Origin of the sequence: Occallatibacter sp. (genome assembly GCF_049802275.1) — a bacterium.
Lineage (GTDB): Bacteria > Acidobacteriota > Terriglobia > Terriglobales > Acidobacteriaceae > Telmatobacter.
On the sequence record NZ_JBARMD010000470.1, the window covers coordinates 1 to 13,707 of the forward strand.

11 protein-coding genes are annotated in these 13,707 nt (G+C 58.3%); 9 read left to right on the top strand and 2 right to left on the bottom strand.

The features are described from left to right. On the bottom strand, nt 1–1,804 hold a 1,804-nt coding region (locus WA354_RS16180; RefSeq protein ID WP_472814055.1), incomplete at its 3' end, for an amylo-alpha-1,6-glucosidase. A gap of 18 nt (nt 1,805–1,822) precedes the next feature. After that, nucleotides 1,823–2,896, bottom strand: a complete 1,074-nt coding sequence (locus WA354_RS16185; protein ID WP_472814056.1) for a glycosyltransferase family 4 protein — start codon at nt 2,894–2,896, stop codon at nt 1,823–1,825. Nucleotides 2,897–3,331: 435 nt separating this feature from the next. Here WA354_RS16185 and WA354_RS16190 point away from each other — a divergent pair, with 435 nt between their 5' ends. The 9 genes from WA354_RS16190 to mpl all read left to right on the top strand — a co-directional run. Beyond that, the gene (locus WA354_RS16190; RefSeq protein WP_472814057.1) at nt 3,332–5,029 is read left to right on the top strand and encodes a nitrite/sulfite reductase; all 1,698 of its coding nucleotides are present in this window, start codon (nt 3,332–3,334) and stop codon (nt 5,027–5,029) included. A 7-nt stretch (nt 5,030–5,036) separates the two neighbouring features. After that, nucleotides 5,037–6,380 (top strand): siroheme synthase CysG, encoded by a 1,344-nt coding sequence (gene cysG / locus WA354_RS16195; protein ID WP_472814058.1) that lies wholly within the window; start codon nt 5,037–5,039, stop codon nt 6,378–6,380. 117 nt (nt 6,381–6,497) lie between these two features. After that, the gene (gene mtnP, locus WA354_RS16200; RefSeq protein WP_472814059.1) at nt 6,498–7,364 is read left to right on the top strand and encodes an S-methyl-5'-thioadenosine phosphorylase; all 867 of its coding nucleotides are present in this window, start codon (nt 6,498–6,500) and stop codon (nt 7,362–7,364) included. A gap of 42 nt (nt 7,365–7,406) precedes the next feature. Beyond that, on the top strand, nt 7,407–8,330 hold the full coding sequence (locus WA354_RS16205) for a PfkB family carbohydrate kinase (protein ID WP_472814060.1): 924 nt from the start codon (nt 7,407–7,409) through the stop codon (nt 8,328–8,330). Continuing rightward, complete coding sequence (locus WA354_RS16210) at nt 8,323–9,954, top strand: hypothetical protein (RefSeq protein WP_472814061.1); 1,632 nt, start codon at nt 8,323–8,325, stop codon at nt 9,952–9,954. The genes WA354_RS16205 and WA354_RS16210 overlap by 8 nt, the downstream gene beginning before the upstream one ends. Nucleotides 9,955–9,977: 23 nt before the next feature. Next, nucleotides 9,978–10,697: an MgtC/SapB family protein gene (locus tag WA354_RS16215; protein ID WP_472814062.1), complete on the top strand. Its 720-nt coding sequence runs from the start codon at nt 9,978–9,980 to the stop codon at nt 10,695–10,697. Next, nucleotides 10,694–11,518, top strand: a complete 825-nt coding sequence (dapF, locus tag WA354_RS16220) for a diaminopimelate epimerase (RefSeq protein WP_472814063.1) — start codon at nt 10,694–10,696, stop codon at nt 11,516–11,518. The genes WA354_RS16215 and dapF overlap by 4 nt, the downstream gene beginning before the upstream one ends. 38 nt (nt 11,519–11,556) lie before the next feature. Next, on the top strand, nt 11,557–12,477 hold the full coding sequence (locus WA354_RS16225) for a S66 peptidase family protein (RefSeq protein ID WP_472814064.1): 921 nt from the start codon (nt 11,557–11,559) through the stop codon (nt 12,475–12,477). Further along, nucleotides 12,474–13,707: UDP-N-acetylmuramate:L-alanyl-gamma-D-glutamyl-meso-diaminopimelate ligase (mpl, locus tag WA354_RS16230; protein ID WP_472814065.1), on the top strand; the 1,234-nt coding region annotated here is incomplete at its 3' end. The genes WA354_RS16225 and mpl, both read left to right, overlap by 4 nt.

Consider the following 13,707-nt stretch of genomic DNA (forward strand, 5'->3'; position numbering starts at 1 on the left):
TTCTCCGCAATGCGCCGAAGGCGATCAAGGCGTTGTCGTGTGGCCACATCGACCCATTGTGGTACGACATGGGGTTATATCGGCTCTCTCCGCTAACGAGCGTGCGCACACCCCACCCGGAAAAGAAAGCGGGCGAAAGAAGCTCCTCACTGATCAAGCGGTGTTGGGCGTCGGTAGCGATCCCAGAGAACAAGCATTGGCCCGCATTCGAGCTTCGCACGCAGCATTGTCTTTTCTTGCCGTCCAGCGCCAGGACAAACATCCCGAGCTCATCGGACCAGAAGTCGGATTGAAACTTCGCACGAAGATCAGCAGCTTGCGCACGAAGCCGTTCGGCGTGGTCACTGTGCCCCAGATCAGCAGCGACTGAAGCAATGCCGTTCTTGGCGGCATACACGTAGGCCTGAACTTCGCAAAGCGCAATGGGACCAGCGGCCAGGCGGCCATCGGCGTAAAAAACCGAGTCTCCTGAATCTTTCCATCCCTGCTGCACCAATCCGTGGTCTGTCTGGCGGGAATATTCGACGAAGCCGTCGCGGTCGCGATCACCATAGACATCGATCCATTCAAGTGCGGCAAGAATGTTCGGCCAGATCTCGCGCAGAAATTCGGCATCGGCAGTACGCTCGTAGTAAGCCGCTGCGAGCAGGACGAACAAGGGCGTGCCGTCAACCGTTCCGTAGTAGCGGCCGAAAGGCACTTCACCGAGCCGAGCCATTTCACCCTTGCGCATTTCGTGAAGAATTTTGCCTGGATCTGCGTCGCGTGCGGCATCATGACTTGTCGCCTGGGTTGCGGCAAGGTATGAAAGCACACCCTTTGCAATCGAGGGCGTCAGCCATAGCAACTCGAGAGCGGTGATGATGCCGTCGCGACCGAACACAGTGCTGAACCACGGCACACCCGCATACGGATAGAGCCCATGCGGGGTCTCCGTCACCATCATGGCAAGGTCTGCACAAGACCGACGGATCCATCTATTGAACTGCTCGTTTGAGGTTTGGACGTCTACCTCCGCGAGCGGCCCCGTGCTCCGCCTGTGAATCATCGCCTGCAACTCTTCACCGTAGCTGCTCGAGTTCATCGAGCCGTTCCCCCCGAACTCGCACATGACATTGACCGTGAAACAAACCTCGCCATGCGCTTCGATGTGAAGAGGAACCGCGATGCCACTGTCGTGCGGCTCACACGAAGGATGCGAGCACACGACGCGCGTGGTACGCCGGATGCTATCGAGGCCTTCGTATGCGAGCGTTACAGACGAGCGGCCGATTTCCTGAGGCAGTTTTTCGCCGCGCCGCGCGCGCTTCTCGCCACGCACCTCGAAAATGTCGGCAAAATCCGCTTCGAATGCGAAAGAAAGCTCGACATCGATTGCCGTATCACTGTAGTTATTCAAGGTGATCTGGTCGTAGCAGATCAATTCCGTGAGGAACTTGGCACGATAGATGTGCACCGTGCCCCGGGGAAGCGATCCCCCGGAATCCAGTTGAATATCAGGATTTGTAAGGTCGATCCCGAAGAGAACATTGTCTTCGCGGATCGTAGAACTCAGCAGCAATGGGCGATATCCGCAAAAGAGCATTTCGAGACGCGACAGGTGACGCGTTTCATTATGAAAGATTCCCTGCTGGCCGAACCCAACCGGCTGAATATCTCCGCTGCGATCGAAAACAGCGAACGTGTCGCCATTTAGCAGGACCCTGGTTCGATCGTCAGCGAGAGCCGACGAAGCCCGGATATAAAATTGTTGATCGACCTCAATGACGTCGCGATTCTGTTCACGCTGTCCGGTTGGCACCATCGATAGAAGACTCCTTACTTAGAGGGTGAGTGTGAGTCCACGTTTGCCGCGAGCGGCACGCTTCTTTTCCCAGATGCCACGTTCGTACGCGGTCAGATATTGCTCACACATGCGTCGCGAGGTGAAGCGCTCCAAAAACCGCTGGTGACATGACCGGCGATCGATCGACGGAATTTGTTTCACGGCTTCTACGGCTTCTTCGAAGCTTTCCACGATAAATCCGTTTACACCCGGGTCGATGATTTCAGCAACAGATCCGCCGCGGTAAGCGATGACCGGGGTGCCACATGCCATGGCCTCAATCATGACCAGGCCGAATGGCTCAGGCCAGTCGATGGGAAACAGCAGGGCTGCCGCGTTGCCAAGGAAGTCGGCCTTTTCCTGCTCGCCGATCTCACCGACAAATTCAACCTCGGAATTTGCCAGCAGGTCGCTGATCTCGGTTTCAAAGTAGTTGCGATCCGCCTCGTCAATTTTGGCCGCAACCCGCAGCGGCATTCTTGTTTGGTGCGCAATCTCAATAGCCCGATCGACTCTTTTCTCCGGCGAGATCCGGCCAAGAAAGGCCAGGTAATCTCCCGATGAGAATGTGGGTACGTGCAGATCTTCTGGAATTCCGTGATAGACGGTAGCCAGCCAACTAGCCCAGGGCATTGGAGCGCGCTGGGCATCAGATATCGAAATTAGCCGCATATCGTCGAACTCTCTGAACAGCGGGTAGAGATCGGGAATGTCAAGCCTGCCATGAAGCGTGGTGACGGCGGGAATTTCGAGTCTTCGAATCTGGGAAAAAGGGAGATAGTCAAGGTGAAAGTGCACCACGTCGAATTCGTCCGCATCCTGCGCCACTGTTTCGATGAGATTCAGGTGATGGGCAAGCGGCGAAAGCAGCTTGCCACCGTCGAGTCGAAGGGCTCTTTGGCAGACAGATCGCAAGCGCGCCGATGTTTGTGAGTCCCCACTCGCGTAAAGGGTTATGTCATGTCCTTGCTTTACAAGCTCTTCCGTTATGTATGAGACCACTCGCTCGGTCCCGCCATAGAGCTTGGGTGGCACACTTTCGTATAAGGGCGCAACCTGCGCGATTTTCATAATGGTTCTCTCCCTGCCATTTCGTACTATGCGGGTCTACAGCCTTAGATGCACCCGCCGCGATACAGCGTGGTCTGAGATCGGAACCACGTGTATCGACGAGGATCGCAGTGTTCTCAGAGTTGAATGCCGGGAACTCTGCACAATCAAAAGGAGATTCGGGAAGATATCGCGAACCGGCGTCTTCACTCGAGGAAGCACGAGTCCAGCACTTGCCACGCAACAGTTGCAATTTCTCTCACATCCTGCGAATATCGGTGCATGGACTTTAGGACCTGTTGTCGCCTGTGTATGACGCCTCGCGCGCACAGGTAGACCTTGGCCCCGTAAAAGTCCAGCTATTCATTTCAAGGTTTCCTGAGAGCCCGCGATACAGCCCCAGCTGTCGCGGGCTTTCCATTTTTTACCGAAAAATCGAATTCCCCTCGAGGACATATGACCGACGCAGTTCAAACAAAAGAGACGAAAGCCCAGCGCACCGAGCGACTAAAACGCGCCAAGAATCCCTGGGAAGCATTTGATGAGGTGCGGGCTTTTGCGCGTGAAGGGCGCTCCAGCGTGGTCCCCGAGTGGGCGGCCATGTACTTCAAGTGGTGGGGCATTTACACCCAGGGCGATGGAGTGGGCGCCGTCGGTGGCAAAGGTGGCGAGGGCCTGGTCTCTGACTACTTCATGATGCGCATCGGCATTCCCAACGGGATCATCTCCTCGCACCAGCTGCGCACCATCGGAGGCCTCACCCGAAAATATGCCCGTAACCTTGCTGACATCACCGTGCGGCAGAACCTCCAGCTTCACTGGCTCACGATCGAGTCCCTTCCCGAAGTGGTGGACGCGCTTGACGCAATCGGCCTCTCCCCGAAGGGAGCCTGCGGCGATGTGGTTCGAAACGTAACCGGGTGCCCCCTGGCCGGTGTGGCGCATGACGAGATCATTGACGCCTCGCCGATCGCCCTTGAGATCGCCCACCTGCTTACGGCGAATCCCGAGTTCTATAACTTGCCGCGCAAATTCAAGATCTCCGTACTCGGCTGCCCATCGTGGTGCAGCTATCCCGAAATCAACGACATTGCGCTTACAGCGGTGAAGCACAACGGACAGGTTGGATTCTCAGTGCGCGTCGGCGGAGGCCTCTCCAACGAACCCCATCTCGCAGTTCGTCTCAATGCATTCGTTCTTTCCGAGCAGGCTGTGCCTGTCGTCAAAGCGATCACTGAGATTTTCCGCGACCAGCAGGTGCTGCGCGAGAGCCGCGATCGCGCCCGCCTGAAATATCTCTTCATGAAAGAAGGATGGACTGCCGAAAGCTTTTTGACGGAACTGCAATCGCGGCTGAATTTCACTTTGCTGCCGGGAGCGGACGAGATAGTGCCGGACGAAACGCTCCGCGATCACGTTGGCATTCACCGTCAACGGCAGGCGGGCCTCAGCTACGTGGGAGCATCTGTACTGCGCGGCCGCTTGACCGGCGAGCAGCTGGAAGCCGCAGCCGATCTCGCGGATAAATACGGCAGCGGCGCCCTCCGCGCAACGGTATCGCAAAACCTGTTATTCATCGACGTCCCCAATGAGAAAGCTCTCGACCTGGTTCGCGAGCTTGGTGCCATCGGTCTTCACGTGGAGGGCTCGGCCTTCTGGCGCGGGGCCGTAGCCTGCACCGGAACAGAATTTTGCAAGCTTGCCATTACGGAAACCAAAGGTTTTACGCGCTGGCTGGTGGATGAACTCGAAGAGCGGGTTCCGCAATTCGATCAGCAGTTGCGGTTGCACGTCACCGGTTGCCCCAACGGTTGCGGACAGCACTGGATCGCTGACATTGGCATCGAGGGCAAGAAGATCAAGCACGAGGGCACGCTCGTCGATGCCTACTACTTCTGTCTCGGGGGGGCAGTTGGACAGAACGCGGGCATCGCGCGGCCAGTCGGCTATCGCTCGCCTGCGATGCTGGTGCCCGAGGCGATTGCACGGCTGCTCCGCGAATATCTCGCATCCCGTGATGGCGATGAAAATCTCCGTGCATGGTTCGCGCGCCATAGCAACGATGAACTGCGCGGCTACCTTGCAGGAGAAAGTCTCGCGCCGGTTGAGCGTGACGTGCCCACTGGCCGCGTACCCCACGCGGTTGCAGACTGAGGTTGCCATGAGCTTACTGCCGATTTTCTTAAAACTCGAGGGAAGACCCGGGCTAGTGGTTGGCGCCGGTAACGTGGCGCTCGAAAAAATCAATAGCCTGCTCCTCACAGGGTTGCGCCTCCGGGTTATCGCACCCGAAGCAAATGCGGAAATCCGACGGCTTGCAGACGAAGGACAGCTTGAATGGATTCAGCGCAAATTTGATCCAACGGACCTCGACGGCAACTTTATCGTGATCGCTGCAACGAACGATCCCGAAGTCAACGCGACCGTATATCGCGAGGCGGGCCGCCGAGGAATCCTCGTCAACAGCGTGGATGATCCACCGCATTGCGATTTCTACTTTGGATCAATCGTGCGCCGCGGTGATCTGCAAATCGCCATCTCGACAGCCGGCGAAAGCCCGGCAGTCGCACAGCGCATTCGGCGCGAGATCGACGAGCAACTATCGACAGATATCGGCCCCTGGCTCACGGAACTGGGCCGGCTCCGGCGCGAGATCATTGCAACGCTTCCGGCAGGCGAAGACCGCAAAGCTCTCGTGCATCAACTAGCAGAACGCCAGTTCTTCAAATCAAGCCCGGAGTTTTCGTCCCGACAGGATTCCGAAGGCAGAGTCTTCCTCGTCGGCGCTGGTCCCGGAGATCCCGACCTTCTCACAGTCAAGGCACTCCGGCTGATCCAATCAGCCGACGTAGTTCTCCACGACGACCTGGTCACGCGAGCCATTCTCGAGTTGGCCGGCGAAAACGCTGAGGTCGTCAACGTGGGCAAGCGCTGCGGGACAAAAAGCGTTACGCAGGAAGAGATTCACGCACTCATGATTGACCATGCCGAAGCGGGCAGTCGCGTGGTACGGCTCAAATGCGGCGACCCTTTGATTTTCGGGCGCGCAGCGGAAGAAATGTCAGCGCTTGCACTAGCCGGAGTAGCTTTTGAAGTAGTGCCGGGCATCACGGCTGCTTTTGCCGCTGCGGCGGCAATTCCCTGCTCGCTCACCGATCGCAATGCGGCGTCAAACGTGATCTTTTCGACCGGACATCACGCGCAATCCCACAATCACGCGCCGGTTCCAGAACTCGAAGATGCTACTCGCATTATTTACATGCCGGGTCGCGATCTGAGCCTGCTTGCGCTGGAATGGCTGCAGGAAGGCCTGCCGGCCGATTTCCCCTGCGCCATTGTGTCCCACGCCGCGCAGCCGGGCCAGCAGGTCCAGCGCACCACGCTTGCGGAATTGGGGAAGGCTCGCCCGACCCAGTCGCCCAGCTTGCTGATTGCTGGTTGGGCGGTTCGCGAAACCGCCGATAATCGGATCGAAGCAATCAGGGGTACCGTCTTGACGATGTAGCTCTCCTGCCGTTCCAGACACCTCGAAAGCGGAATCCGCCCCGCCTCCGACCTTTATACTGAAGTGTTTGTTGAATCAATCAGACAGGCCTCCTCTGGCCTGTTGATCGGAGCGGCATTGCCTCAGGCAGAGATCGGAATCATAGGCGGCAGCGGGCTTTACTCGATGCCCGGATTTACCAACGTCCACGATGAACGCATTGAAACTCCCTTTGGCGACCCCTCAGACCCATTCGTGCTCGGCGAACTGGAAGGACACAAGGTCGCCTTCCTCGCCCGCCACGGTCGCGGACATCGCATCCTTCCATCTGAACTGAACTTCCGCGCCAATATCTACGCCTTCAAAAAGCTCGGCGTCGAGCGCATCCTCTCCGTCTCTGCCGTCGGCTCGCTGAAAGAAGAGCACAAGCCAACAGACTTCGTGATTCCCGATCAGTTCATCGATCGCACCTTCCATCGCATCTCCACATTCTTCGGCGACGGCATCGTTGGCCACGTAGCGTTTGGCAATCCCGTATGCGCAACGGTGGCCGCGGCCGCTGAAAAAGGCTGCAAAAGCGTAGGCGTGGTCGGCAAGCTTGGCGGCACCTACGTGTGCATGGAAGGTCCGCAGTTCTCAACCAAGGCCGAATCGAATCTCTATCGAAGCTGGGGCGCGGACGTGATCGGCATGACCAATCTGCAGGAAGCCAAGCTCGCGCGCGAAGCAGAAATCTGCTATGCCACCGTCGCCATGGTTACCGACTACGACTGCTGGCGAGAGGGTCACGATTCCGTCACCATTGAAGAAATCGTCGCCGTTCTCCACCAGAATGCGGAAAACGCCTGCAAGGTGGTAAAGGCCGCGGTAGCCGCAATGCCTGCGGAACGGAACTGTGCCTGCGCCTCGGCAGCGAAGTTTGCGGTGCTCACGCAGCCCGATGCGATTCCAGCTGCGGCAAAAGAACGACTGAAGCTGCTCTTCGGCAAATATCTCGGCTGGTAGAGCCGGAAACATCACCAACACACGAATCCAGAGAGGTCATGCATGGCAATTACCGTTGTGGGCAGCGTTGCTTTTGACACTGTCGAGACACCCGCAGGGCGCAGAGAGCGCTGTCTCGCGGGCGCGGCAACCTACTTTTCGCTGTCTGCGAGCTTTTTCACCGATGTGCGCGTGATCGCCGTCGTTGGCGAAGATTTCAGCGCAAGCGAGCAAGCTGTCTTTGATGCCCACAAGATCGATACCACCGGCATCCAGCACGCCCCCGGCAAAACCTTCTTTTGGCAAGGCTCGTATCTTGACAACCTCAATGAAGCCAAGACTCTTCGGACGGACCTCAATGTCTTCGCCGGCTTCGAGCCCAGAATCCCCGACGTGTATCGCGACTCGCAGTTTCTGTTTCTAGCCAACATCGATCCTGTTCTTCAACGGCGAGTTCGTGAGGCCACGCCGCGGGCCAAACTTGTAGCCGGCGACACCATGAATTACTGGATCAAGGATCATAAGGGTGCGCTCCTTGAAGTCCTCAAGGGGCTCGATATCCTCCTCATCAACGACACAGAAGCACGCATGCTAGCAGGCAACAACAATCTCGTTCTTGCTGCTCGCGCCGTGATGGAGATGGGCCCGCGCATGCTTGTGGTCAAGCATGGGGAGTACGGCGCAACGCTCTTCCACAAAGCGACCCCCGGCGCGCAGGAGTCCCGCACATTCAAATCTCCCGCCTTCCCGCTGGAGCAGGTCACCGATCCGACGGGTGCGGGCGACAGCTTTGCCGGCGGTTTCTTCGGTTATCTCGCCTCGCAGCACGAACTCACGCCCGGCGCATTCCGACGAGCCATGTTCTATGGCTCCGTCATGGGTTCATTCACGGTGGAGCGTTTTGGCACAGAGCGCCTGCAGCAACTGACCCGCGAGGAAATCGACCACCGCTTCAAGCTGTTCCGCGAGCTGACGCACCTTGACTGAAGAACCGATTCGCCGCCCCATCAGCCGCAACGAGTGGCTGATGGTGGTGGCGTTTACGGTGTCAGCATCCGTCCTCGCCAGCCTGTGGAGCTGGCATAACGGCGCAATGTTGAACTATGGCGACGCGGTGGCGCACCTGCACATCGCTCGCCGCGTTTTCGATTCGCATCGACCGGGCCTTTCCCAGCTTGGTTCGGTTTGGCTCCCGCTGCCGCATCTGTTGATGCTTCCCTTTGTCGCGGTTTACGCCTGGTGGGTCAATGGCATTGCAGGACTGATTCCGTCGGCCCTGGCCTATCTTGCCGGATGCGCCGGTGTGTATCGACTCGCTCGCCATTGGCTGCGTCCGTCAGCGGCGGTGGTAGCGCTCGCGTTTTTCGCGCTGAATCCAAACCTGCTCTATCTGCAAACTACGGCAATGACCGAACCGCTGTTCCTCTGCGAGATGGTCTGGCTGGCGGTGTGGCTGGTGGAGTGGCGAGGAGCCTTGAACAAAAACCCACCGCGCGCGGCGCGATTGTTGTGCTGCATTGCGATGATCCTCGTCGCAGCGGTTTTCACGCGCTATGACGGCTGGATTCTGGCTGTTCTGGCATGGACGTCCGTCGGTATTGTCCAGCTTCGCCACAGCACCCTCCGCTCGCGCAGCTTTTGGATCGCGAGCGCGGCCGTGGTCGCGGCGCCATTGTTGTGGTTTGCGTACAACGCAATTGTCTTTGGAGATTGGCTCGACTTCGCGCGCGGCCCATACTCCGCTGCTGCCATCGAGATGCGCACCGCGACTCCCGGCTCCGGTCCGCCTCACCCGGGCTGGCACAATCCCTGGGTTTCGTTTCTGTTCTTCATCAAGTGTGCAGAGTTGGACGCAGCGCCCGAAGCGTGGGGCAACTTCCTGTTGAGCCTGTCCGTGCTAGGCACAGCCTGGGCGTGGTTCACGACCCATCGGCGCGCCTTTCTCTGGACGCTGCTTCTATGGCTGCCAGTTCCCTTCTACGCATATTCAATTGCATTCGGCTCGGTTCCGATCTTTCTCCCCGTTTGGTGGCCGCACTCCTGGTACAACACCCGTTACGGTCTGGAGATGCTTCCAGCATTCGCGCTTGGACTTGCATTCGTGGCACAATTCGTAATCGCCGTGGCAAGAGATTTCAAGCGGAATTCCACTCGCTTCGCAGCTGCGGCGCTTTACGCGATCGTTGCCGTCAATGCATGGCAGGTGCTTCGCGCTCATCCTCTCACGTACGCCGAAGGCGCCAAAAATATCCAGTCGCGCCGGGCGTTCGAACGCGAGATCCCGCCGGTGTTGCGTTCTCTGCTGGAAACCCGGCGTGGCGGGATCGTTCTCATGGAGACGTCAGTCTATCCAAACCTGGTCGCATTTACCGGAATTCCGCTGCGCCAGACCATCAACGAAAGTGACAAGGAATACTACACCGCGGCTTTGGCGGCTCCCGCAACGCATGCGGCAATCGTGCTCGCCTTCGACGGCGACCAGATCGACCAGGCTGTGAAAGCTCACCCCGAAGGGCTTGAATTGGTGCAACGATTTGAAGCTCCCGGACAGAATTCCGGCGCGGTTTACGTCTCCGATACCCCGCCCGGTTCGAAAGCTGCAAAGCGGTGATAGCCTTAGCCAAGGTGACAGCCATGTGCACGACATTGGCCAATATTTCGGCGCCATTCGACTTCAGCTGGCTTCAGCAGCAGGTCGTGTTCAACGGCGCTATTCCTCGGCTCATCGCAGCCTCTTTGTTGGGCGGCTTAATCGGATTAGAGCGCGAATACAAACGCAGATCGGCCGGCGTGCGGACTAACCTGCTCATCTGTCTAGGCGCGGCGTTTTTTACGTTGCTCTCAGCCGTGCTTGCTGGAGACGGCAGCCCGAATAAGGGACAGGTGGCGTCGAACATCGTGCAGGGCATCGGCTTCCTCGGTGCCGGACTGATCATTCACAACCGCAGCCGCATCAGCGGACTCACCAGCGCTGCCAGCGTTTGGGTTGTTGCCTCCATCGGCATGGCGTGCGGCGCGGGACTCTTGGCTCCTGCTGCAGTCGCCACCCTCATCGTGATCTTTGCACTCGAAATGGTTGGCTTTCTAGAACGGCGCGCCAGCATCAAAATCTACTCGCTCATCTATGAAGCGCGCGGAACCGATCAGACGGCCATGCTTCGGTCTATCCTCGATGCGATGGATAAGGCAGGCGAGCGGCTCGCAGACTTCGCCACTAACGCAATCGGCGACCTGCAGCGTGTCGTTTTCACCATCACTGCAACCAAGAAGCAGCACGAGCATTTGCGCGGAAAACTTCTCTCGGAACCCGCTATCGATTCCCTGCTCAACTTCCGAGATCCGGAGGAAGATTGATTCCCTTTGCCAAGGCGCACGCGTGCGGCAACGATTTTCTGATTGTGACCGAAGATGCTGCGGCCAGGCGCGATTGGGCAGAACTGACCCGGCGGCTCTGCGCTCGCAACACAGGCGTCGGTGCGGACGGCATCGAGTTCTTTGCCTGGACGGGATCCAAATCAGGACGCATCCGCCTGCACAATGCCGACGGTTCCATCGCTGAGATTAGCGGCAACGGCACCCGATGCGTTGCCGCGTGGATGAGTTCAATGACGGGTGCAAAGGCCGGCGATGAGTTGCGCATCGAGACCGACGCCGGGATGCGCATCTGCCGTGTCAACCACGTCGAGACAGATGGCGTCTATTCGGTCGAAGTAACCTCGGGTATGGGAATTCCCAGCGCTTCACGTAAGCAGGTTCTACTCGCCGACGGCCGCACCGTAGACGGCATCGCCATCTCCACCGGAAATCCCCATTTCGTGATTGCAGTCGATGACCCCGGATTCTCAGTCGCTGGATCGGCTTGGCAAGAGATTGGAGCGAAAATCTGTGTCCACCCCGATTTTCCGCACCAGACCAACGTGGAGTTTCTGCGCATCGTGAGTCCCGCAGAGATTGAAATCCGCATCTTCGAGCGCGGAGTAGGCCCAACCACCTCGTCCGGCACCGGCACGTCAGCATCCGCGACGGCCGCCATCGCATTCCACAATTGCAAATCACCCTTGCGCGTCCTGGCGCCCGGAGGTGCTCAAACGGTCAGCTGGCATGGCACAGGCAGTGAACTCGAACTCACGGGACCCGCAACTCTGATTGCCCGCGGCGAAGCGTGGTGCGGATGACTGCTCGAAGTAAGGCAATTAAAGGCACAAAGCCGCTGATGCCTCTACGTCCGATCGAAGCAGGTGCCGGCGTGAGCGTCGTTTCGCCGGCCTCCTTCGCAATCCCCGATCGTGTGGACCAGGGCGCGGAACGTCTTCGCCAACTTGGATACCAGCCGCGCCTTGCCGCAAATACCCAGACACGCGGCCCGCTCTTCTTTGCTGGCTCGCCTCAGCAGAGGCTTAACGATCTTCACGCGGCTTTTGCCGATCCGGAAACAACCTTCGTAGCAGCGGTCCGCGGAGGCTACGGTTCCAATTACTTGCTTGCTGGAATCGATCTCGTCCTTATCGAAAACCACCCAAAGCCATTTTTGGCTTACAGCGACATGACGGGACTCCAGCTTCGGCTCCTCGATCAGCTTGGTCTTCCTGCATTTCACGGTCCCATGGTTGCTGCGGATTTTTATCTTGAAGACGGTGTGCATCTCGAGAGCCTCCAGTCTGCGCTCGCCGGCCGGCCGTACTCCTTGGGAGAAACTGCGGGCCTGCGCACCTTGAAACCCGGTTCGGCGACCGGCACTTTATACGGTGGATGCCTCAGCATTCTCGTTTCGCTCATCGGAACCCCTTGGGAGCCTGCGACAGAGAACAAGCTCCTGTTCATCGAAGACGTGGGCGCAAAGCCCTACCAGATTGACCGGATGCTGTGGCAGATGCGTCAGACGGGCAAACTGAACGGCGTGCGTGGCATTGTTTTTGGCGAGATGCTCGACTGCACCTCTCCCGGCGCGCCGCCGAATCTGCTGGACGACACAATTCTCTCCGCTCTTGACGGTCTCGATATTCCAATTGCGATCGGTCTTCGCAGCGGTCACGTATCACATCAGAACGTCACACTGATCTTTGGCGTTGAAGCCGAATTACGTGCCGGAGATGAAGCTCAACTTACCTTGCTCGAGCCGGCGGTGAAGGCATGACATCCTCACGCAAACACATCCACCTCAGCGGCATCTGCGGCACCGCCATGGCGTCTCTGGCCGGACTGCTTCAGTTGCAGGGCCATCGCATCACAGGTTCAGACAAGGCGGCGTATCCGCCGATGAGCGACCTGCTGGGCTCGCTCGGCATTCCAATTCTCGAGCCATATTCCGAATCAAACCTCGACCCTGCACCAGACCTCGTCGTTATCGGCAACGCACTTTCGCGAGGCAATCCTGAAATAGAGCGCGTGCTCGATGAGCGCATACCGTTCACCTCCATGGCCGCTCTGCTTCGCGAAGAGTTTCTCAAGGGCCGGGAATCGCTCGTCGTAGCGGGAACTCACGGCAAAACCACCACCACCAGCATGCTGGCGTGGATTTACCAGGTTGCCTCACATGATGACGCAGCGCTTGAACCATCATTTCTGATCGGCGGTGTCGCGGAGAACTTCGGCACCAGCTTCCAGCTTCGTCCCACGCACACATTCATCATCGAAGGCGACGAATACGATACTGCCTTCTTCGATAAGGGGCCGAAGTTTCAGCATTATTTCCCCGACGCGCTGATCCTCACGCACGTTGAGTTCGATCACGCCGACATCTACGCCGACCTCGAAGCCGTTAAGGTCGCGTTCAAACGCCTCATCAATCTGGTGCCGCGACGCGGTCTGCTTGTTGCGTTCGATGGCAGTGAAAACGTGACTGAGTGCATCAGCAAAGCATTCTGCCGCGTTGAGCGTTACGGTTTCAGGCCTGAATCCCACTGGCAGCTTCGCAATCTACGCCCCGCCGACGGCCAGAACCAATGGCAGATCTGGCACAACGGGGAGTTCTGGTCCGAACTCAGGATGCAACTTGCGGGCGAGCACAATGCGCTCAACGCAACTGCGGCAGCGGCTCTCGCAGCGGGCCAAGGCATCAGCCGGGAAGCCATCGTCACCGCACTGGCCAGCTTCAAAAGCGTCAAGCGCCGGCTTGAGGTTCGCGATGTCATCCGCGGCATCACCATCATCGACGATTTCGCGCATCATCCAACGGCGATTCGCGAAACCCTGCGCGCGCTTCGTTCCGTCTATCCCGATGCGCGACTCTGGGCCGTGCTGGAGCCGCGCTCCAACACGCTCAGGCGTAAAGTGCTCGAAAAAGATCTCGTTGAAAGTCTCCGTCTGGCCGATCACGTGATCCTGGCGGGCGTCTACCAGCAGCAGCGCATCCCTGACGCAGTGC

Bases quoted from the DNA above. Each gene is read 5' to 3' on its own strand.
- WA354_RS16185 (WP_472814056.1), bottom strand. From the start codon at position 2,896: ATGAAAATCGCGCAGGTTGCGCCCTTATACGAAAGTGTGCCACCCAAG.
- WA354_RS16190 (WP_472814057.1), top strand. From the start codon at position 3,332: ATGACCGACGCAGTTCAAACAAAAGAGACGAAAGCCCAGCGCACCGAG.
- cysG (WP_472814058.1), top strand. From the start codon at position 5,037: ATGAGCTTACTGCCGATTTTCTTAAAACTCGAGGGAAGACCCGGGCTA.
- WA354_RS16205 (WP_472814060.1), top strand. From the start codon at position 7,407: ATGGCAATTACCGTTGTGGGCAGCGTTGCTTTTGACACTGTCGAGACA.
- WA354_RS16215 (WP_472814062.1), top strand. From the start codon at position 9,978: ATGTGCACGACATTGGCCAATATTTCGGCGCCATTCGACTTCAGCTGG.
- WA354_RS16225 (WP_472814064.1), top strand. From the start codon at position 11,557: ATGCCTCTACGTCCGATCGAAGCAGGTGCCGGCGTGAGCGTCGTTTCG.